This window comes from Verrucomicrobiia bacterium (genome assembly GCA_036268055.1).
GTDB lineage: Bacteria > Verrucomicrobiota > Verrucomicrobiia > Limisphaerales > Pedosphaeraceae > DATAUW01.
In genome coordinates this window covers 1-21,436 of sequence record DATAUW010000010.1, presented here as the reverse complement: position 1 = coordinate 21,436, position 21,436 = coordinate 1, and the positions used below count along the sequence as shown (strand labels likewise).

16 protein-coding genes are annotated in these 21,436 nt (G+C 53.7%); 2 read left to right on the top strand and 14 right to left on the bottom strand.

The features are described from left to right. Window positions 1-2 precede the first annotated feature (2 nt). Together rfbB and VH413_04000 are read left to right on the top strand one after the other, a co-directional pair. The gene (rfbB, locus tag VH413_04005; protein HEX3797842.1) at window positions 3-1,028 is read left to right on the top strand and encodes a dTDP-glucose 4,6-dehydratase; all 1,026 of its coding nucleotides are present in this window, start codon (window positions 3-5) and stop codon (window positions 1,026-1,028) included. A 464-nt stretch (window positions 1,029-1,492) separates the two neighbouring features. Further along, window positions 1,493-2,827, top strand: a complete 1,335-nt coding sequence (locus VH413_04000; protein ID HEX3797841.1) for a choice-of-anchor tandem repeat GloVer-containing protein — start codon at window positions 1,493-1,495, stop codon at window positions 2,825-2,827. 133 nt (window positions 2,828-2,960) lie between these two features. Here the strand turns inward: VH413_04000 and VH413_03995 are convergent, their stop codons facing one another. From VH413_03995 to VH413_03930, 14 genes are all read right to left on the bottom strand, one after another. After that, window positions 2,961-4,235 carry a S1/P1 nuclease gene (locus VH413_03995; GenBank protein HEX3797840.1) on the bottom strand — a complete coding sequence of 425 codons (1,275 nt, stop codon included), beginning with the start codon at window positions 4,233-4,235 and terminating at the stop codon, window positions 2,961-2,963. Window positions 4,236-4,381: 146 nt separating this feature from the next. Next, a complete protein-coding gene (locus VH413_03990; GenBank protein HEX3797839.1) occupies window positions 4,382-4,966 on the bottom strand; it encodes a hypothetical protein in 585 nt (194 codons plus the stop codon). 939 nt (window positions 4,967-5,905) lie between these two features. Then, window positions 5,906-6,523 (bottom strand): hypothetical protein, encoded by a 618-nt coding sequence (locus VH413_03985; protein ID HEX3797838.1) that lies wholly within the window; start codon window positions 6,521-6,523, stop codon window positions 5,906-5,908. 120 nt (window positions 6,524-6,643) lie between these two features. Continuing rightward, the gene (locus VH413_03980; protein HEX3797837.1) at window positions 6,644-6,937 is read right to left on the bottom strand and encodes a hypothetical protein; all 294 of its coding nucleotides are present in this window, start codon (window positions 6,935-6,937) and stop codon (window positions 6,644-6,646) included. Window positions 6,938-6,950: 13 nt separating this feature from the next. Beyond that, on the bottom strand, window positions 6,951-8,060 hold the full coding sequence (locus tag VH413_03975; protein HEX3797836.1) for a DegT/DnrJ/EryC1/StrS family aminotransferase: 1,110 nt from the start codon (window positions 8,058-8,060) through the stop codon (window positions 6,951-6,953). 76 nt (window positions 8,061-8,136) lie between these two features. Then, complete coding sequence (locus tag VH413_03970; GenBank protein ID HEX3797835.1) at window positions 8,137-11,370, bottom strand: tetratricopeptide repeat protein; 3,234 nt, start codon at window positions 11,368-11,370, stop codon at window positions 8,137-8,139. 11 nt (window positions 11,371-11,381) lie between these two features. Next, window positions 11,382-12,338, bottom strand: a complete 957-nt coding sequence (locus VH413_03965; GenBank protein HEX3797834.1) for an exosortase/archaeosortase family protein — start codon at window positions 12,336-12,338, stop codon at window positions 11,382-11,384. Window positions 12,339-12,390: 52 nt separating this feature from the next. Further along, window positions 12,391-13,701: an outer membrane beta-barrel protein gene (locus VH413_03960; GenBank protein ID HEX3797833.1), complete on the bottom strand. Its 1,311-nt coding sequence runs from the start codon at window positions 13,699-13,701 to the stop codon at window positions 12,391-12,393. 44 nt (window positions 13,702-13,745) lie between these two features. After that, complete coding sequence (locus VH413_03955; protein HEX3797832.1) at window positions 13,746-15,032, bottom strand: nucleotide sugar dehydrogenase; 1,287 nt, start codon at window positions 15,030-15,032, stop codon at window positions 13,746-13,748. Window positions 15,033-15,191: 159 nt separating this feature from the next. Next, on the bottom strand, window positions 15,192-15,767 hold the full coding sequence (locus tag VH413_03950) for an SIS domain-containing protein (protein ID HEX3797831.1): 576 nt from the start codon (window positions 15,765-15,767) through the stop codon (window positions 15,192-15,194). A 194-nt stretch (window positions 15,768-15,961) separates the two neighbouring features. Next, window positions 15,962-16,636 (bottom strand): DUF1919 domain-containing protein, encoded by a 675-nt coding sequence (locus tag VH413_03945; protein ID HEX3797830.1) that lies wholly within the window; start codon window positions 16,634-16,636, stop codon window positions 15,962-15,964. A 10-nt stretch (window positions 16,637-16,646) separates the two neighbouring features. Beyond that, entirely contained in the window at window positions 16,647-17,555 is a 909-nt protein-coding gene (locus VH413_03940) for a glycosyltransferase (protein ID HEX3797829.1), read from the bottom strand. 4 nt (window positions 17,556-17,559) lie between these two features. After that, a complete protein-coding gene (locus VH413_03935; protein ID HEX3797828.1) occupies window positions 17,560-18,654 on the bottom strand; it encodes a glycosyltransferase family 4 protein in 1,095 nt (364 codons plus the stop codon). Between the two features lie 1,463 nt (window positions 18,655-20,117). After that, window positions 20,118-21,164 (bottom strand): glycosyltransferase, encoded by a 1,047-nt coding sequence (locus tag VH413_03930; GenBank protein HEX3797827.1) that lies wholly within the window; start codon window positions 21,162-21,164, stop codon window positions 20,118-20,120. Window positions 21,165-21,436: the final 272 nt, after the last annotated feature.

Here is a 21,436-nt window from a genome sequence, read left to right as displayed (position 1 = left end):
TCATGAATCTTTTAATCACTGGCGGCGCGGGTTTCATCGGCTCCAACCTCATTCATCACATCATCGAGCGGCCGGAAATCACGCGGCTGATCAATTTGGATTGCCTGACTTATGCGGGGCACCTCGCGAACCTTGAAAAAGTTTCGCGCCATCCAAAATACGTTTTCGAGAAAATAGATTTGCGCGACAAGCCGGCCGTGTTGCAGGTCGTCGAAAAATATTCGGTGACGAACGTCATGCACCTCGCGGCGGAATCGCACGTGGATCGTTCCATCACCGGCCCTGGTGATTTTGTGCACACGAATATCGTCGGCACGTTTCATTTGCTCGAGGCGTGCCGCGCAGCGTGGCTTAAGGATTCCAGCAAAGCGCCCGCCGGAAATCGTTTTCATCACGTTTCGACGGATGAAGTTTACGGCAGCCTTGGTGCGACGGGATTTTTTACGGAGACCACGCCTTACGCGCCCAACTCCCCCTACTCTGCCAGCAAAGCCTCCAGCGATTTGCTCGTGCGCGCGTATCATCACACTTATGGCCTGCCGGTCGTGATCACGAATTGCTCGAATAATTATGGGCCGCTGCAATTTCCTGAGAAGCTGATTCCCGTCGTCATTCAGAGCGTGCTCGCGCGCAAGGCGATTCCCGTTTACGGCGATGGCATGAACATCCGCGACTGGCTTTATGTGCGCGACCATGCCGAGGCGCTTTGGCAAGTGCTTACTGGCGGCAAAAATGGCGAAACTTATAATATCGGCGGGCATAATGAATGGGCGAACATTCACATCGTGCATTTGATTTGCGATTTGATTGACGAGTTGTCACCACAGAGCGGCGGCAATTCCCGACAGCTTATTACTTTCGTCAAAGACCGCCTTGGGCACGACCGTCGCTATGCTATTGATGCGGCCAAAATCAAAAACGAACTCGGCTGGGTTCCGGCGCATACGTTTGAAACGGGCATCCGCGAGACGGTGCAATGGTATCTGGCAAACCAGCCGTGGGTGAACGAGGTTCGAAAAAAGGCTTGAGCCGCGCCGCAAGGCTTCGCCTCAAAAGCACGGCAAGAGGGTGATTTTGAGACGGTTTTTGTTGTCCGTACTTGTCCCGCCAACGCGTCGGGTTGATTGCGGAAGGGAGAATTTCTTAAAAACGAGACTGAACTTTTAAAAACGCAATTTGTTTTATTATAACGAGTTGCGTCATTATTTTTTCCCGAGAGTCCGCTTTGCAACCGTGCCCGAAAACCCGTTCCAAAAGTGCGAAGGGCATGGATGCTGCTGATTCAGCCGATGGAAAATATCCTGCGCGCGTGGTATTGTCCTCGGATGCGGTCCAAAAATTGCAGACGCGCAAATATCTAATAATGAATAATATAACCAGTCTCAGCCGCAGTCGGGCCGTTTTAACTTTCATAGCGGGCTTTAGGTCGCTTCCGCTTATTCGCCGCGTTTTTGCTGTTGCTGGCTTGATGCTTGCGCTGGCTGCGACTCCGGTGGCTACCGCATCCTCTTTCTCAACGGCTTTTGTTTTTAACGGCACGAATGGATCATATCCCAATTCGATGTTCCTCGCGTCGGACGGCAATTTATATGGGACCACGCTTTTTGGCGGCACGAATGGGAGTCTGGGCACAATCTTCGAGTTAAATAAAACCGGCAGGTTTCACAGCTTGTTTTCATTCAACGGCACCAATGGTTCATTGCCAGTCGGGTTTTCGGAGGGTGCGGACGGAGTCTTTTATGGCGTCACTTCTCAAGGCGGATCCAACTCCGATGGCACAATTTTTAAGATAACGACCAACACTGTGATGACCACCCTGGTTACTTTTAATGGCACCAATGGTTCCCTGCCTCAAAGCGGGCTTGTGCAAAGCCCGGTGGACGGCAGCTTTTACGGGACGACATCTATCGGCGGCACGAATGGAAATAATGGCACGGTTTATCAACTGACCACCAATGGCGCATTCAAAACGATTCTCTCATTCAACAGTACGAACGGTTCGAGCCCCTACGGCATGCTGACTTTCGGCAAGGACGGCAGTCTTTATGGCACGACTTACTTTGGCGGGTCGAACCAGAATGGCACGATCTTCCGCATCACGACCAACGGCGTAATCACAAATCTTTTCATATTCGATGGTGCCAACTTTGGCGGCAGTCCTTACAGCGGCGTCATCCAAGGGACCGATAACAATCTCTACGGAACGACTTCACAAGGCAGCTCGAATGGTTTCGGCAGTATTTTCCGCATTAGCACGAATGGCACTGGTTTCACAACGCTGGCCGCTTTCAACGGCACGAGTGACACGAATATCATCGCGACGCCTTACGGCCCGCTGACCCAGGCGGCCGATGGCAGCTTTTACGGCACAACCCTGAACGGCGGCACGAATAATAATATGGGCACGCTCTATCATCTCACCACTAACTTCGTGCTTAGCCAGGTCGTTTCCTTTGGTGACAGCAATGGCGCCGCTGGCGCCGTTCCTCGCAGCGCTCTGGTCGTCACTCCAAGCAGCGATCTCTTTGGAACAACCACTTCCGGCGTCGGCACCAACAGTCCGGGCACGATCTTCAAGCTCGCTTTGGTAGATGGTTCCGTACCGCCAATCACCATTAGTCTGGCAGCCAATAACTCGACGCTCTCTTTCAGTTGGAATTCGCTGCCGGGAATTACTTATCAATTACAGTCCAACTCCGCTCCGGGAGTTTCTGACTGGACGAATTTTGGTTCGGCCGTGCTCGCGTCGAACACTACTACGACGGTCACGGGAACTCTGGGCACGACCGGCGGACTCTATTATCGAGTGATCGGAATCAAGCCCTGAGCCAACGGGAGGGGCGAGCGTACTCGCGAGCCCCAATTAATTTGTTGGTCGCGATTGAAGATTAATGCGGGAATTTAAATGAGGCTCGCGATTACGCTCGCCCTGCCGTTGATCGCCTTAGAAATCATCGACTTCATTTCCCATCCGTGATTTTGATTTCAGATGGAGAATCCAAAATCATTTCTGGTTTGCCGTGATATTCCGTGATCGTGCCGCTGAGTTCCACATCGTGATTTTTGAAACGATTCAAATCGCCAAATTGATCCATGCTCTCCGCGAATATCGCCACCGTAAATGGCGAATCGGGATAAGGCTTGTCCAGATTTAGCAGGGCAACATTGGCTCGAATGCTGACATCAACGACCTTGCCCGTAACCACCATCGTTTCGTCGTAGTAATGGCTGGCCTCCGCAGTCCCAATTTTCCCCACGTGCGCGAGCGAAGCCGGAACTGTATTTGCCGGCAGCAATGGAACGGGGTGATCCAGTTTGAGATATTTTTGGATCTCATCTGCCAGCCGGTAACCGGCCAGGGCCGCTTGCCGTTCGGCTACAATCTTGGCCGCCGCCGTGTAACCCTCGGGCAGGCTCGGCGCGGTTTCGGCATTCGTGCTGCCTTTTAATTTGCCGCGCAAATAACCTTTCTCGATGGCAAGTTCACGGCTTTCCAGGCTCCACGATTTTGGAGTCGTGTGCGCCGCCAGTTCAGGCAGTCCGGACCGCGGAAATTCCGTTGCGATGGTGATGGCGTATTTCCACTGGATCTGTGAACTCATTGCACTTCCCAGCAAGCTGTCCCAAATTCCGTGCAGGCGAACTCCCTTGATGGACGGTTTTACATAAAAATCGTTTCCGCCACGGTCGCCTTCGGGATAGGCCTCGCCAAAAAACGAAGCGCAGTGCAGCGGCTGGTGCAAGTCTCCGATCAAATGGATCAAGTAGGATAAATAAGCGGCGCGCGATTCCTTGTCCGCGTTGGGGTTGCTCACGATCGCTTCACAGTACGCAATGCCGTAGAGCACGTCGTCATTGGTTTTGGCATCCGGCTCGAGCGGGAACAGCGGAGGCCGCAACGGATAATCCATGAAGTGCCAGTCGGGATGGTCATATTTGCTTCCGTCGCGGCGAATTTCATCCGGCCAGGTGCTGCTGCGCATAAAGACATACGCGGCCAGTTCCACATTGGCATTGGGATGATAAGCGTTGGTCCATTTCGCGAAATCAGGATGGCTTTTCAAAACCTCAAACACTTGCGCCTTCAACTCAGGCGAAAGATTCCGGTAAGCCTCGGCCGCGATCATCATGTGGCCCGCAGAACCCCAGGCAAAAGCCGGCAGGGGCGATAAGCTCAATCCCAAAAGGATAAGAAGAATAACAAAAATATTTTTCACCAAATAGGCGTAACTCATGGTGCGGTTTTTGCAATGAAAATTCAGATGAACTTCTTGCTACCCTCGAAACTGCTTAAAACCGCAAAGGAACTTCCTGATTCACGCCAAAAAAAGGGGCAAGGAAAAATCCTTGCCCTTGATTGATTAAAAAATATTGTACCGGATCAGGCTTTGATTTTGCGTTTGGCCAATGCGAGGCCAGAAAGCGAAGCGCCAAGGAGTACCAACGTCATGCCGCCGTCCGGGGCCGGAGTCAACCCTTGAAAAGTGAAGATAGGAGTATTTTCATCGAACATGCCCGTGGCCGGATCCGTCGCGGAAAAGGTCCACGTGCCCGGAGTAGAATCCAAACCCGAACCCGCAGGTCCAGTGATGAAACCCATGCCGGAAACCGTCACGCCCACGCCGACCTTTTGGGAAGTGATCTGGGACGAAACAAGATTGAAAACAAATCCGCCTACCGACCAAAAATTATTGACTTGCGAAGTGGTATCAAACAGCCACGCCGGGTTAAAAGCGGCAGCCGTTCCAGGCGCCACGAATGCCGCGAAGCTTCCTGTGTCACTCAATACGGTAGGCATGCCCGGACCCGTCGCACTCGTCCATTGCATGACCTTGATGGCAGTACCCGCATCTTGGGTATCCAAAGTGACTCCCCCGGTAAAGGCAATACTGCCCGAGATGGGATCAGCGCTCGCGGTGGCGAGGGCGATAAGACTTGCAGCGACCGCTGTGATGCTCTTTTTCATACTCATGTTCGTTTTCTGTTGCCTGTTATAGCTAAAGGCTTTGGCAACAAATTACTTTCAGCATTAGCCATACCACCCCTCCTGCACCTTATTCGTGGATACGTAACTTATTACAAATAAATGAATTATAAGTCAATAAATATTTTTCTCAGCCTTGATAAAAAAGTTGGAATTGTAAAGAAAACCGACGCCGTTCTCTGATTAACAATGCGAATTTGGATGGCGAAGGTTACGGACGTAAGCAGATGAATTATAAGCATACGTAAATGATTAATACATAATAAATTACGCCATCCATAACACAAACTTAATTCTCATTTATGAATTCATCACGGATGTAAATCCGTAACTTAAATGTAAAAAAGTCCGACGATTATAAATGAACGTCCGCAGGTATAAAAAATTGGAGGATTCTCCAAACAGAATGATTTGCCTCCACAAGGAATTTTGTCGAGCATATATTATTATCCCGGCTGGTGTGAAAAAACTTTGCTGATTAGGCAGCCGCTCCCGCTTCACGTAACGCATCCCCTCTGGCTTGAGACGAAATTTTTAATGGTGGAACTTCGAGCTGGCAAAAGCGTGATCCGATCAGCTGGCATCGAAAGAGGCTATCCCGGAGAGTTGGTGATGCAGCGCGCCGATGAACGGCGTACCCTTGGGCTTTGGGCCAGAATCTCGTTGAGATTCCGAGATGATGTTGCTCTGAGGAAACTCGCCCCACCTCACCATTTGTGGAAACGCTACAGAACGGCAGAGGCTTCACGGAGAAGCTAACCTGAGTTGGCAACTTTACCCTGGTCAAAGCCGGCTTCTCGACCTGACAATGGAATTAATTTAGACAATGAGGCCCCGGGTATTGCGAAGGAAGAAGAAAAAAAGAAAAAGGGCAGGAATATTATTCCTGCCCTTAAATTTCGAAGAGAATATCGCGCCTAATTAGGCGAGCTTGCGCTTGATGAAGCCGAGGCCGGTCAAAGCCGCGCCGAGCATCATAACCGTCATGCCGCCGTCAGGCAGGGAGTTGTTCGAGTCCGAGAATGCGAACGTGAACGTGGTCTGGGCAGCACCAGCAGCTTGGGTGACGGAGAAGCTCCAGCTAGCGGGAGTCTCGTCAAACGTGCTGCCAGGTCCGGTGATGTCCAAGGTGCCGCTGCCGTCAATCTGAAGGAATTCAGCTTGGCCAGCAGTCACAGGGCCGCCCATAGGACCAGTCACACCGGCGTCGGCGATGCTCACGAGATTGAAGGCATAGGTCAAACCACCCGAGGTGAAAGACCAGATGCTGTCAATCGGAGTGGCCGGCTGAGGCAGCGGAAGGAACGTGAACGATTTAAAAGTAACCGAAGCGCCAAAGGCAGTTGCAAAAGAATCGGTTCCGGAGACCACAAGGCCTGCGGTGGGAAACGAGGCCATCGTCGCCATCGTCAAATCCGTAGAATTGAAATCCACGGAACCGCCGATATTGACCGTGCCAGTGATGTCGTTCGCGCTCGCAGTAAATCCAGCCAGTGCCATCGCAACCGCCGGAACAGTAAGTTTAATCCATTGCTTCATAGTTTTTGTTTTTTGAATTATTATATTCTCTTCGACACTGGACATTCAGCACATGCCATACCAAGTATTTTTCAAGGGAATACTATTTTTATAATATGCTTTAACTAAACACGTTATAAATTATATTGATTTCTGGACAGACTCATTTCTAAGCTCCAAAACCGTAAAGAAAACCGACGTTCCTAACTTCAAAATCGCACCCCAACCGCTTAAATTACTATATTCAGGATAGTTACGCATGGATTTTGACTTGTAAGGAATTCCCCTCGTCCAACGGCTTACCGACGCTTTTTGATCCAGGTTTCGAGAAGGCACAGAAGTCTTATTAGTTATTGATTGATAGCTATTTAAAATTAAAATCAAAACAGGCTTGGCCGTTATTTCGGCCAAGCCTGTTTGAAGGTTTTTTGTCAAAAAATCGCCGCTCTTAACCCTTAAAAAACGTCTTTATGACGCTTACGACCCGCTGAATTTGCTCTTCGGTCAGGTCCGGGAACATAGGAAGACTCAGACATTCGCGCGCGGCCTTCTCGGACACCGGGAAATCGCCCGCTTTATAGCCCAAATTGCTATAGCACTTCTGGAGATGCAGCGGCAGCGGGTAATGCAGACCGCAACCGACCTGATTCTCATCGAGATGCTTCTTCAAATCGTCCCGGCGCGGGTGGCGCACGGCGTAAACGTGATAAACGCTTTCGGCATAGTCCGCTTCGAGCGGTAATTGCAGCGGCGTGTCTTTCAACAATTCGTGATAGCGGTGCGCCACGCGCCGGCGTTCGTGGGTCCATTTGTCGAGATGCTTGAGTTTTACACCGAGCACCGCGCCCTGGATGCCTTCCATGCGATAGTTGAAGCCCACTTCGTCGTGGTAATAGCGTTGCGTGGAACCATGTTCGCGCAACGACTTCGCGCGCGCGGCGTAGGCGGCATCGTTGGTCACGAGCGCCCCGCCCTCGCCGGCAGCACCGAGGTTTTTGCCGGGATAAAAACTGAATTCGGACATGGCGCCAAATGTGCCGACGACTTTTCCGCGATACTTCGCGCCGTGAGCTTGCGCGGCGTCTTCCACCAGCGGCAACTTGTGTTTGCGGCAAATTTCCAGCAAGGGATCCAGATCGCACGGCTGGCCGTAAAGATGCACCGGCACGATCGCCTTGGTCCGCGGCGTGATCGCTTTTTCGACCAGCTTGGGATCGAGATTGAACGTCTGGTCTTCGATATCCACGTAAACCGGTTTTGCGCCGACGTAGGAAATCGCCCAACTCGTCGCCACGAAAGTAAACGGCGTGGTGATCACTTCATCGCCCGGCCTGATGTTGAGCAGCAGCATCGCAACGTGCAACGCGGACGTGCCGCTGTTGAAGCCGACGGCGTGCTGCGCCCCGCAATACACGGCAAAATCGCGTTCGAACTGCGCAACGTCGGGTCCCAGACAAAAGCTGCAATTATCCAGGGTTTTGGCGATCACGGCATCAAGTTCCTTGCGTAACGGACGCAGTTGAGCCGGCAAATCAAAATAAGGAATAGGTTGGTTCATTTTTTGTTTTCTTGAATTGGACAACGCGACCGCCCAACGGACGGTCGCGAAATGGTAAACTTGCCACGCCGCGAAATCACTTCAATTCCACCAGCACGCGCTGGGCTTCCGCGGCCTGTTTCTCGGGCAGTTTCAATTCCACCGCTCGCTGCAAATTCTTTTTGCTCTCCGCGCGCTGCTTGAGTTGATACTGGTCCATGCCGAGATAATAATTCACCAGCGCGTCATTATTTTTCTTCGCCAGCACGTCCTTAAGCCGTTGCGAAGATTTCGTGAACTCACCCTGGCGATACAATAAAATCCCCAGCGCCCGCGAGACATCCGCATCGTCGGGATACGCGAGATACGCTTTCACCGCCACGTCATAACCCTTTTTGTCATCCACGCCGGGCTGGTTCGCGTAAAGGATCGCCAGCCGCCGCCGCGCCGGCGAAAAATCGGGATAAAGATCCAGCACCTTGTCATAATTCTCGATCGCGCCGCTGAAATCGGATTTCTGTTCATCAATCAGGCCCATCGCCATCAAGGCCGGACCGCTCTTGGGATTGCTCTTCAAAGTCTCATCCACCGTGGACGCGCCCGCCGTGGCTCGTGCGGGGTCAGACGAAAGCATCACCAAATCAAGAAAATGTTTTGCTTCCGCAGCGCGCGCAAAATTGGAACCGCTCTGTAACGCCGTCTGCAAATACGATTGCGCGTCCACCACGCGGCCTTCGCCGTACGCCGCCTGCGCGAGGTCGTAAAGCAAATCCGGATCGCCCGGTTTCTGGCGGTCGGCGTCCGTCAACAAGTTCAATGCGAGTTTGTAATCGCCCGAAACCAATGACATGTGACCGAAGGTTTGCGCGACGCCGGACATCGTGGGCGACTGTTTGTAAGCTTCCTTGGCGAGCGCCAGAGCCTTGTCTGTCTGGTTAGGCTGCGCGGCGTAGAGACGGCTCAACTGGACCATTGCCGGCACATTTTTTGGGTTCGCCTTGAGGACTGATTCGTATGCGCTGACAGCCTTGTCCGCGGCGCCATCACGAACGTACATGAACGCCAGCTTGTTTAACGCCACCGGGTCGTCCGGTTGCGCGGCCACTTGTTTTTCCAAGGCCGCTTTTGCCTCGGGCCCGGCGGTTCGCGGGTCAATCGCCAGCGTCGCCAGCCGTTGTTGGGCGACGTCCTGGCCTTCGATCTGCAGCTTCGCCTGGGTCAGAACTTTCACGGCGTATTGCAAAGCGGGGCGCGCGTTTTCTTCATCACCAGTCATGTAGCTCGCCAAGCCGAAATGGAGTTGCACATCCGGGGCGTTGGGCTGTTGCGTGACACTTTCGCGCAGCAGTGTCGCCGCCTGCGCGTAATCACCTTTTTTGTAAACGATCCAGCCCAGAGTGTCGGCCGTGGAACCTTCATACGGCAGCAATTCGCGGGCGCGGCGGGCCATGTCATAGCCCTTGTCCAATTCGCCATGCTCAGAATAAAGCACGGCCAGGTTGTTAAGGGCCACGCTGCGTTTGGGATCCAGTTCGATGACTTTTTGGTATCCTTCCACGGACACTTTGTAGTCCTTGATTTTGTCGCCGATCATGCCCAGTAACAGCCACGAACCGATCTGATCGGGATGCTTGGACACAATTCCGCGGATGGTATCCATCGCCTTCTGGTTCTGTCCGGAATCCGCGTACACTTCCGCCAGCGTGAACGAGCCCTGGAGGAATTCAGGATGCGCATCAATCGCCTTTTGCAGGGCGGCCACGGCTTCGGGCACTTTGTTGTCGAGCACATTGATTTTCGCCAGCAGCAAAGTGGGCTGCGGATCTTTCGGGTTCTTCTGCATCTCCCGCTCTACCCGGTCCCGCGCGTCAGAGAATTTTCGTTCCTGGAGGTCGAGATCGGTCAGCCCTTCCAGCGCCGAAAAATAATCCGGCGCGAGGGCAAGCGACCGGTTGAATTCCTGGCGCGCTTCCGGCCATTTCTGCTGCCGCATCAGGACCACGCCCAGCAGCACGGGCGTCTGCGCGTTGTCCGGAAATTCCTGCTCCACCTGGCGATAGACTTTTGCCGAGGCTTCGAGATCGCCTTGCAAACGGTAAGTATCAGCCAGCATGAGCTGGGCTTCCGGCATCTTTGGTTTTTGCTGAAGGATTTGTTGCAGCGAGACGACGGCGGAATTCAAATCACCCTTGGCCACTTTCATTTGCGCGAGCGCGAGGATGGCCTGGTAAAAATTGGTGTTTTGATTGACGATCTGGTTCAGCGTGGCGAACGCTTTGGTCGTATCACCGGCGGCATTGTACGCGAGGCCAAGCTGATACATGACCTGCGGTGTTTTCGGATAAGCGCGCGCCATTTTTTCAAACTGCGCCACCGCTTTGTCCGGTTCGTTGACCATCAACCCCAGGCGGCCACTCATGAGCAGCGCTTCGTAATTGTCCGGATCGCGCGCCAACACCTTGCCGAGCCATTCGTTGGCGGAATCGAATTTTTTCTCCGCCACGTCCACGCCCGCGAGGGTCGTCATGGCCGGCATATAATCCGGCGCTTTCTTGATGCTCTCTTCCAGTATCAGCCGTGCACCGGGAATATCGCCGTTCTGAATCTTGAACTGCGCGTATTTCAACCGGCGCACGGACCGCGGCGGCGCGGTTTCAATGCTCGCCTTGAAGGCCTCATCAGCGCGTTTGAGATCTTTCTCCGACCAATAATAGTTCGCCAGCGCATCGTACATCGGCTCGTATTTTGGATCGGCAGTCTTGGCCCTTTGGAGCGCGGCCAGCGCCTCGGTCTGATTGCGCTCGCGCAAATCCATTTCACCGATGGCCGTCTCGATCGGGGCGCTTCTGGCCGGCGGCACGTTTAGCTTTTGCAGAAAAGCCTTTACCTGGTCCATCTGTCGAGACGTCTCGGCCGCATCGGCGAGCAAACCCGGCGCTTGCGGATCATCCGGGCGATGACTCAACACGAACATCGCTTCTTCACGGGCTTTCTCACGCCGCCCGGCTGAAAGATCGAACAATCCCAGTTCCAGGCGGAAATCAATGTTGTTCGTCTCCAACTGGCAGGCCTTGAGCAAAAGCGAATAGCTCCGCTGCAAGCGGCCCTGCTCGAACGAGATGATGCCCAGCCGCCCGTAAGCCCGGGCGGATTGATGATTGATCCGCAGGGCGTTGATGTACTCCAGTTCCGCGCTGTCGTAATCACCCGCGGCAAAATATTTGTCCGCACGCTGGAGAAACTTCGCTTCGCGCGACCTTTTGGAGCAACCCGCCGCCGCCAGCACGAACAGCAACAGGCATGGAACAATGAATCGGGATAATTTTTTCATGCTTTTCTCAATCAATTTTTTTGCGTTTCGGTTTTTGCGCGCGGACGCTCCGAACGCCTGAGCCATATCAGCAATAGAAAAAATGGCACTATGAAGATTCCAAAAAATAGGGGCCCGCCCTGATGGTGGATGGGCGAGTCCATCACCGCCGGACTGATGTGGATGCTAAGTTCTCCCAAGGTGAAAACGCGGAAGCCATTTCTCACCAGCGCCAGCGGCAACACCAATACCGCCAACAGCGTTCGCCGCCACATCGTGTCCAGAAACAGATAACCCGCCAGCAAGCTGGTGATCAGCAAAATCCAGCTCGCATGAATGCCGCTGCATTCCGGCGCGACCAGGATATTGATTCTCGGCAGATGAAAAAGCAGCCCCTCGCGAAAAAACGTGGTGCCCGCCAGCCGGAACATCCCATCAGCGCAGTAAGCCGAGCCGTATTGCAGGAAAGTCTCCAAACTGGTGCGCATCGCCAGCGACATTGGAATCATGAACGCCAGCATCCCCACGGGAAAAGCCAGTGCGCGCAAAGTCGCCCGCCCGAGGAACAGAAAATTCACGCCCAGAAAGCACAGATAGAACGCCAGGATGTTCACGAACAAATAATCTTCCGCGTACGCCGTCGTGAAACCGGCGCCCTTCATCAGGTAACCCACTCCCACCGCCGCGCCCGCTAATATTAAAATCACGCCGAGCGGCCGCAATGGTTTTGACGCCGCCAGCGCTTGCGGTGGCTTGGTGCGCACCAGATACCAGCTCACGAACGGCAACAGCAAAACGTACGAATATAAATCGTCGTGCAACGCGAACATCACCAACCGCCACAAGGGAATGGCAAAACAGGCCAGCACTATCAACAGCGCCGGCAAATATCCGCGCTCCTGAGCGAACGGCGGATTTCCCATCACTCCGGATGCCATCGGCGCCGGATTCGACTTCTCCTCCAGGCGAGTTATTTTTTCTGTGTGCATAAAAGAGTAGAACTTCGTGCTCCTCGAACAACGCAACCGGCGTCCCCGACCATCAGTATCTATAACTGATGTCAATTCCAACCTGGCTGCTCGAAAAGCCGAAGCCGGCGACCGTGGACATGTTTTCGCTATATTGGTAGGTGCCGGACAACACCACCCGCCGTAAAAGCGTGAGGCTGAGTTGCGTATTCAATGAATAATACGTGTCGGTGCGGCTTTGATTGAACACCGCCGCTGATAGCGGAAAATTCAGCGCCAGTGGTCCGCTTACAGAGTTGATGTATTCTGATCGAATGTAAGTTCCTATTACCGAAAGCTGCAAGCGTTTTAACAATCGCTGGTTCAAGCTAAGGGAAAGAGTAGTCGCATCCGAAGCTTGCGCACCCGTCGTGATGGCGGGCGAAACATTGCGATCCAGCGACAAATTGATGGCCGTAAAATCCAGGGGGGTATAGACAATGGCCGCGCCGTAGGTCGGGCTGATCAAGTTTCCTTCGTCGCTATGGATAAACTGCCGGTCTTCACCGCCGCCATGCACGTTGAGACTCAATTTATTGGCCACCCGCCAATCCACCCGGACCTGGGCCGTCTCATGCGACATGTTGGGGCCATTGCTGACACTATCATAACCGACACCCAATCCTACACCCGCCGTCAGGCGCGGCCAGAATTGGTAATTGAGATAGTCCAGTGTATTCCAAGTGGTCGAACTCGAAAACTGATCGGCGGAATTGACGGATTGATTAAAATTCAAGTCAACCGACATCTTGCTATTGAAAGCGTACGAGGCATCCAGGATCGTGTTATAATTTTCGGTAGCGGTTTGCGTGCCGGTTTGCACCAGCGGGTCGGAAGAACTTTGATAGCTTTGAGACAAATTCAATCTCCAGTCGTCGAATGATGTCCCCCAATTCAGAGTCACCGACTGATTTACGGCATCACGTAACTGGCTGTTTGAATAAAAAACGAAGGTCGGCGCGTAATCCAATGTCCAGTGGGTTCCTATATTAAACAATACGCCCGGTGTGAATCGCTGAATCACGCTCGTGTTCTGGTCGCCCGGTTGGGATTCCAGTCCGCTGCCGTAGGTGACTGAATAATCCACGTGCGGATGCAAAACTACGGGCCCCCAATTAAAAAGATCCGCGGGACTGGGAAGCGCATTGTCCAACCAGGTTTTGACCGTGCCCGATTCTCCGAATTCTGTGTCCAGAACCGCCGGAGGGGTGGTGGAATAAGACGGCGCGACCGGGGCCAACATGGATTGCGCCCTCGCGGCGGACGCGCCACCCATCAGGCAAAGCAAAATCGCTCGCGCCTGTTTTTTTCGCCTGGCAATGATAGTCCGCTTATGTCGTCTCACAATTTTATGCCGGCCTGCGCCCCTCGCTCCCCGCGCGCACCCGCCTATGCCTTCCAAACCTGTCCTGGTTTCGCTTGCACCGCCGTCATGGCGTTGCGTGTGTCCACGATGCACTGCGCCCAATCCGCTAGTTCCTGGTAATTGATCGCCTGATGATGCGTGGCAATAATCACCGCGTCAAAGCTTGAAATCGTCTCTTTGTTCCACGCCACCGAACGCGTCCCCGCCCAATGCGGATGCTCGCGTGTCTTTGGAATCACGGCGACATAAGGATCGTAATACGATACATCCGCGCCGCGTTCACCCAACAGATCCATCAACACGTAACTTGGCGATTCACGGTCATCGTCCACGTTCGGTTTATACGCGAGGCCCACAATCAACACGCAACTGCCATTGACCGGTTTGCGCTGGGAATTCAGCGCTTCAGCGGTGCGGTTGATGACGTACTGTGGCATGGAGGTATTGATCTCACCAGCTAATTCGATGAACCGCGTGTTCTGCCCGTACTCGCGCGCCTTCCACGTCAAATAAAACGGATCAATCGGAATGCAATGCCCGCCCAATCCCGGTCCGGGATAAAACGGCATGAAACCAAACGGCTTGGTTTTCGCGGCGTTGATGACTTCCCAAACGTCAATGCCCATCGCACCGTAAACGAGTTTGAGTTCGTTGACCAAGGCGATGTTCACGCTGCGAAAAATATTTTCGAGCAGCTTGGTCGCCTCGGCCACGCGGCAGGACGAAACCGGCACGAGCGTCTGGATCGCCTTGCCATAAAGTTCCTTCGCGCGCTCCAAACATTGCGGCGTGTAACCGCCAATGACCTTGGGAATCATTTGTACCTTGCTCGCCGCATTGCCCGGATCTTCGCGTTCGGGCGAAAATGCCAGATGAAAATCCGTGCCCGCCTTCAGGCCCGAACCTTCTTCGAGCACTTCGCGCAAATCCTCATCGGTCGTACCTGGGTAAGTCGTGGATTCCAGCACCACGAGCGTGCCGTTTGCCAAATGCGGCGCAATGGATTTGCCCGTCTCTAAAATAAAGGAAATGTCCGGCTCGCGATTTTTGTTCAGCGGCGTGGGCACGCAGATGATGACCGCATTGGCTTCCTTGACGCGCGCAAAATTCGTTGAGGCGGCGAAGTGTTCGCCCTTCACCATTTCGGCGATGGTTTCGGACGCGATGTGTTTAATGTAACTCCGCCCGGAGTTGATCGCTTCAACTTTTGCCTGGTCAATGTCCAACCCGAGGACCGCCACACCTGAGCGGGCGAATTGCAGGGACAACGGAAGCCCCACGTAGCCAAGCCCGACAACGCAGATTTTCATAATTTGTGTATTGCTAAGTTTCCCGATTTCAGGGAGCAAAATCGAGTTTAAATTCAAGATTCAACCGGCGTAAAACGGCACACGCGCACTTGCATAAATCGGCAAATTCTCGTCCGGGCTTGAGTCGGTTTGATGCGAAAGTAACCGTCCGCAAAGACCTTAGACTTTGGCCCATTCGGGATGCTCGATGAACGCATAGCACAATAAATGGCAGATGCACATTTGCGCGTCCTCGACCCGCCCATAGTGCGTGTCATTGATCACCAGTGCGTGGTCGGCCACTTCGGCCATTCCCCCGCGTTTGCCGCCGACCAGCGCCACCGTTTTCAAACCGTTCCTTTTCGCCCAGGTCAGCGCCTTTACACAGTTCGGCGAATTGCCGCTCACGCTGATGCCCATCGCCAGGTCGCCCGGACGCCCGTAATTTTGCAACTGCCCGGCGAAAATATCTTCGTATGCGTAATCATTTGCCAACGCCGTCGTCCAACTCACATTGTCGGAAAGCGAGATGACGCGAAATCGTTTCTTGCCGACTTTGTCCGAAGCGCCTTTGCCCAGGTCAGTCGCGAAATGCGCCGCGTTGGCCGCGCTGCCGCCGTTGCCAAAAACAAAAATTTGCCGGTCTTCCGCGAGCGCGATGCGCAACGTCTCGATGAGTTGCGCGACGGCATCCATCGGAATGGAATCGTGCGCGGCTTTTTGAGACGTGATGTAACCGTCAATCCACTGCTTCATGGGCGAAGACATGGCGACGCTCAAAGGACACCCGCCATCATCACTTTTTTAACTACCGCTCTGAACTGGACATGCCGCAACTTCAACGAGGAACGGGAAATTGAAAACCGGGCCTTACCCGTTCTAACAGTGCTTTTCTTCATGCCGCGATGTTAGCTTTTCGCTCCCTGCCCGTCAATCGCAGCCAGCCGCAATCACATGCACCGCAACACCGGCATTCCAAACACCCGCCCGTCTCCCGTGCGGATACATTTTACCGCGTCAAAATATTTATACGACATCCGCGAGAGCACCAGCCCGTCCGCCACGGTCGGCCCTTTTTCTTCCCGCACCCACACGCCGCATTTGATTTGCGGATAAGGACGGCTGGTGAAACAAACTTTTTTGGAGAAATTCAGCGCGTCGAATTTCGCCATCTGCGCCGGCGTGCAACCATCGCGATCGCAAAACTTGATCAACAGTTCATTATCATTCACCGTCATGCGCTCCCGGCGGCGATTCCATTTCACCAACGCCTCGTCCGCGTTCGTGTAATGTAGAAAATGAATCTCGATGTCCGCGCCCAAATCACCGATCGGATAACTCAAACCCTTCTCACTTCGCATCCGATTCAACTCATCATATTTCGACGCCGCCTTCCACGTGATTGGTTTGGCGAGATGATTTCGAAAATCGGATAGCAATCGCAAATAACAATCCGGCATCAGGAACAAGCCCACGAACGGCGTCGCGTAAGGCCGGTCGAGTTGCTGATAAATATGCGCGCCCCAGCAATTATTCGAGACCACCGTGAAGTTGATTCCACGCATCTGCCGGCGCGTCCATTTTCGGGCGATGAATCTCCGCAGGCTTCCGGGGCTGATGCGCATGGGCAGCGGATTATTTTGAGAACCGGCGAGCAAGCCCTCTTATGCCGTGACTCACCCGATGCGAAAGCGGAGCATTTCTTTTCCAATAATCTAATTGCGCCTTCGCCACATCCGGCAGGCCAATGCTGGCAAAACGCTCCGCTTCCCGCAGCGCCATGCTGGAAATATGTTTCCTTCCCCGGTCCGGGTCGAACGTGGGATAAAGCCTTGCGAAAATTTGGTGCAAGCGTTCAAGGTCATGCAAGTTGTCCGCCGTCCTTGCCAGGCGCGCGGTCTGGTTCTCGCCAGAGATGCGATAGCATGATAAAACTTTTGAACTCAAAAAACCACCTGCCGTGCCGATCACTCGCGTCCACATCTCGCTATCCAAAGTATAAGGCAAGTCGGTTCGGAAGCCGCCGTGCGATTTATAAAAAGATGCCTTCACCATAATGCCCGGACATTGAATCGGCGTCGCATAAAAAAAATCATCCACCACCCGGCTGCCTTGTTCCAAATTTTTCACCCGCGGTGTCACATCCTGAATCACTCCTTCCGGCGTGACATAAAATGATCGCGTCGCTAACAAATTAACTTCGGGATGAACCTGCGCCGCCTCAGTCAACGTCCCATAAAATTCCGGCAGCACGAAATCATCCTGATGAAGAATATGTACCCACTCGCCGCGCGCCCTCGCGATGCACTCATTCCAACAACCAGCCAGTCCAGAATTCTTCGCCGTCCGCGAAATTCCCACCCGATCGCCCGCAATCGCGCGCACCATTCCCGCCACATCCACCTCCGGCGAACAATCATCCACCACTTCAATCTGCATTTCTTCCACCGCATCTTGTTGCAACACAGACTCTAACGTCTCCCGCAAATACGCCTCGTTTGGGCGATACGCCGGCACCATCACACTGATTTTGGGGCAACTCATAGTCTCAATTCCGCCCCGCTTGAACCTCACGCAAAATTTCTTCCAAATGATTCGTCGAAGCGTCCCACGTCCATTTCTCACTCACCAACCGCCGCCCCGCCTCGCCGAGTTTTCGCGCCAATTCCCCGTCTCTCAACAACCGCTCCACCGCCGCGCCGAGCGCTTTGACCTCTCGATCCGCCACCAGCAAACCATTGATTCCATCCTGCACCGTCTCGCGCACGCCGCCTTCCGCGATCGCCACCACCGGCGTGCCGCAAGCGTTCGCCTCCAACGGCGCGAACCCAAACGGTTCCAGCCGCGACGTATAAATCATCGCTGCCGCGCGATTGAGCGTATCCACCAGCGCGTCGTCATTGATCAACTGCCGCGGCTCAAATTCCACCGCCAGCTTCTTCGCCAGTTGTGTCATCTCACCCACGTACGATGCCTCCGCCATATTCCCGATCCACACCAGCTTTGGCCGAATTTCCGCCGCCACCGCTCCGATGGATTGGATCGCCGTATCAATTCCCTTGTGCCATTGAAACGCGCCCAGGCCCACGACATAATTTTCTCGTTTAACCCCGGTCGGCTTGAACATCTCGCTATCCACGCCCAGATAACACAATCGCGGTTCGATTCCGTAACTGCGGATCATGCTCTCCCGGCTGAACGACGAATTCGCCAGCACCACGTCAAAAGCCCGGACACTCTCCAACTCCTCCCGCACCGCAATCCGGTTACTGACCACGCTGCCGTAGTCCGTAATCAATCGCCGCAATTTTTTCGGCGGCCACACCCGATGATCAACCGCCGATGGCGCCATCCACGGCAGCGTGGGTCGTGCCTCATACAACCACCGTTGCGGTTCCTGATGATACAATACTTTCGGAATCCGAACGTGCCGTGAAATCGGCGGCACCGCGAAATACCAGCAATTGGTCGCCAGCAAAACATCGAACCCACCCGCATTCATCATCTCCGCGCACTCCCGGCAATGCCGATCCATCGCCGCGAATTTCTTGCCCGCCATCCGAACCCCCTTGCCAAATCGCTCCCACGGAAACCTCACTTGAAACGGCGTCTGATCATAATCCACCACATGCTCCGTCATCATCGCCCCCAGCGGAAGATAGTTTCTATGCGCAGTCGGAGGACACCACGATTCCAAATAATGCCCCCGTTTTTTCAATCTGGATGCGAACTCAAACAAAGCCCTCTTGCCGCCCCCGCTTGGAAGATTATTCCAGAGCGCAATTCGTAGTGGTTTCATCAAAGACTTAAAAAATCATTTCACCGCCAGCAACCCACTTAGCCTATCAGGCACATTTCAGTTTCTTGCAACCCGGAGGGTTGAAGGATATTAGCCGGGCGGTTGAGACGCGCGACGCGCGACGCTACCCCCGGAACACCAAAGCCATTCCCTTTGCGTCCTGAAAGGACGCCGGAACCTATCATGGTATGATAGGACGGAATTGCTGATCCACCGAAGTCCCGCAGGGACGACCGAACTTAGCCCAGCCATTTATGGCTGGGTTTACATCCATTCCAAATCAAGTCCCGCAGGGACGAAAGAAATCAACGACCCAACCAACGCCATCCTCGTCGCCTGCAATCGCCAACCCGACGCACTCCGTCCCTCTCGCCCCACGACCGCGCGTGGAGAGCCGGAGAGAGAGGCTGTCTTACCACGAATAACCATCGCGTCCAAATCACAACGCCGAAGTCCCGCAGGGACGACCGAACTTAGCCCAGCCATTTATGGCTGGGTTTACATCCGTTCCAAATCAAGTCCCGCATGGACGACAGAAATCAACGACCCAACCAGCGCCATCCTCGTCACCTGCAACCGCCAACCCGACGCACTCCGTCCCTCTCGCCCCACGACCGCGTGGGGAGAGAGCCGGAGAGAGGGGTCGGCACATCCCGAATAAAAACCATCGCATCCAAACCACAACCCCCAAGCCCCGCAGGAACCAAAAAAAATCCGTACCAACTTTACCATCACCCACAAAAAACCCATCGCTTCTCATTACCCCCCGGCTTCAGCCGGGGGAAAACGCCACCCCTCAAAAAAAGTCCATCCCGAGCAAAGCGAGGCAGGCCCGTTCCTTGAAACAAAACCTAACAAACAAAAACTTTAACCTTTGCGCCAATCCGCAGAAGTTAAAGAACCTCCCACCACTCTACTATCGCCCCACAAAAAACCCATCGCTTCTCATTAACCCTCGGCTTCAGCCGGGGGGAAAACGCCACCCCTCAAAAAAAGTCTATCCCGAGCAAAGCGAGGCAGGCCCGTTCCTTGAAACAAAACCTAACAAACAAAAACATTAACCCAATCCATATTCCATCAATGCCCGCGAATTCCTTCCCCTCTGCGCCTCTGCGTCAAAATCGTTTATTCCCCTACCCTGCAAAATCCTCACACGCAAGCCGCCATTGCCGGTTTTGCCTCCCGCTTTTTAACTCCAAGACTCTCCGCGAATTCATTCATCCCGCTCGCCTCCTTCAGGACCTCACTTATCATCGCCTTAGCCGCCTGGCCCAGCGCAGCCCTCAGATCGGGATTTTTTTCCAAACTCATTTCACAGCCAGCAACGCATTCAACCCCGCCAGATTCAATTCCGTCCGCAATTCCTTTTCATAGTCCTTTTGCTTGTGAAATATTTTCGTTTCTATGCGCTCTTTAAGAAACGAAATCGTCAGTGTCGGGTCCGCGCCCAGGGTTTGAAATAGGACATTCAGTTTCCCAAAAACATTTTTTCTTTCGCTCACCTTCGCGCCGATCCATTCCATCCCATAAAATCGCCGCAACCGCGTTGGCAACCCGCCCGCAAAGGGCAAATTCTTTACTCGCGAAAATCGAATCACCGAATCCGCAATTTCCAAAAACCATCCCTTGCGCACCGCCTTGATATGCTGGTCCATTTGCGATGCCTGTTTCTCGTGAATCCTCCACGTCGCCAGATATTCCGGCACATGCACCGTTTTCGTTACCAACGCCGCTCGCATCTGCCATTCCAGATCGCCAAACGGACCCCACTTCGTTTCATACAAACCCGCCTCGGCAAACAAGCTTCGCCGAATCAATAACTGCGTCACCGAATAATAAACACTTCGCAATCCCATCGCCAGAACCGTGTCGTGGCCGCGCGGGCGGATATGGCTCTTCTTATTCCACTCGCCAAAAAACCGCGTGCTGAACCACTGTTCCCATTGATGCTCACCCGCTACTTTCCGGCTCTGCTGATCAATGAAATCCAGGCAGCAATGGGCAATGCCACAATCCGGATTTGCCTCCAGCGCCGCCGCCATGCGTTCCAGGCATTCCGGCGACATCGTGTCATCGCTCGTCGCGATATAAATATAATCGCCGCGCGCCCGCTCGATGCAATCGTTGAACCCCGCATAGACACCCTTGCGCGGCGTCTGATAAATCCGCATGCGCGACTCCTTCGCCGCCAATTCCTGAATCAACTCCCACGATCCATCATCCGAAAAACTGTCACAAACGATCAACTCCCAATCCTGAAACGTCTGGTCAAAAATAGACTGAAACCGCTCCATCAAATACGGCCGCGTATTCAGGCTCGGCAAACAAATCGAAATTTTAGGAACACCACTCATCACTAATTATCTCGCCGAGCCACCCAACCCTCACCACAAAAATCAATCACCGCCCCCAATCCCCATTCCCCCAACCCCAAATTTCTTTCCCCCCTCTGCGCCTCTGCGTCTCTGCGCCTCTGCGTCAAATCGGTTTCTTCTCTCCCTCCACCTCTGCGTCAAAATCATTTCCCCCTCAGCCTGCGATAAATCTCCACATGATCCGCCACCGTTTTCTTCCACGAAAACATCCCCACCCGCTTCACCCCACGCTCAATCATTTCCCCCCGTTC

Bases quoted from the DNA above. Each gene is read 5' to 3' on its own strand.
- rfbB (HEX3797842.1), top strand. From the start codon at position 3: ATGAATCTTTTAATCACTGGCGGCGCGGGTTTCATCGGCTCCAACCTC.
- VH413_03995 (HEX3797840.1), bottom strand. From the start codon at position 4,235: ATGAGTTACGCCTATTTGGTGAAAAATATTTTTGTTATTCTTCTTATC.
- VH413_03990 (HEX3797839.1), bottom strand. From the start codon at position 4,966: ATGAAAAAGAGCATCACAGCGGTCGCTGCAAGTCTTATCGCCCTCGCC.
- VH413_03985 (HEX3797838.1), bottom strand. From the start codon at position 6,523: ATGAAGCAATGGATTAAACTTACTGTTCCGGCGGTTGCGATGGCACTG.
- VH413_03975 (HEX3797836.1), bottom strand. From the start codon at position 8,060: ATGAACCAACCTATTCCTTATTTTGATTTGCCGGCTCAACTGCGTCCG.
- VH413_03970 (HEX3797835.1), bottom strand. From the start codon at position 11,370: ATGAAAAAATTATCCCGATTCATTGTTCCATGCCTGTTGCTGTTCGTG.
- VH413_03965 (HEX3797834.1), bottom strand. From the start codon at position 12,338: ATGCACACAGAAAAAATAACTCGCCTGGAGGAGAAGTCGAATCCGGCG.
- VH413_03955 (HEX3797832.1), bottom strand. From the start codon at position 15,032: ATGAAAATCTGCGTTGTCGGGCTTGGCTACGTGGGGCTTCCGTTGTCC.
- VH413_03950 (HEX3797831.1), bottom strand. From the start codon at position 15,767: ATGAAGCAGTGGATTGACGGTTACATCACGTCTCAAAAAGCCGCGCAC.
- VH413_03945 (HEX3797830.1), bottom strand. From the start codon at position 16,636: ATGCGCATCAGCCCCGGAAGCCTGCGGAGATTCATCGCCCGAAAATGG.
- VH413_03940 (HEX3797829.1), bottom strand. From the start codon at position 17,555: ATGAGTTGCCCCAAAATCAGTGTGATGGTGCCGGCGTATCGCCCAAAC.
- VH413_03935 (HEX3797828.1), bottom strand. From the start codon at position 18,654: ATGATGACGGAGCATGTGGTGGATTATGATCAGACGCCGTTTCAAGTG.
- VH413_03930 (HEX3797827.1), bottom strand. From the start codon at position 21,164: ATGAGTGGTGTTCCTAAAATTTCGATTTGTTTGCCGAGCCTGAATACG.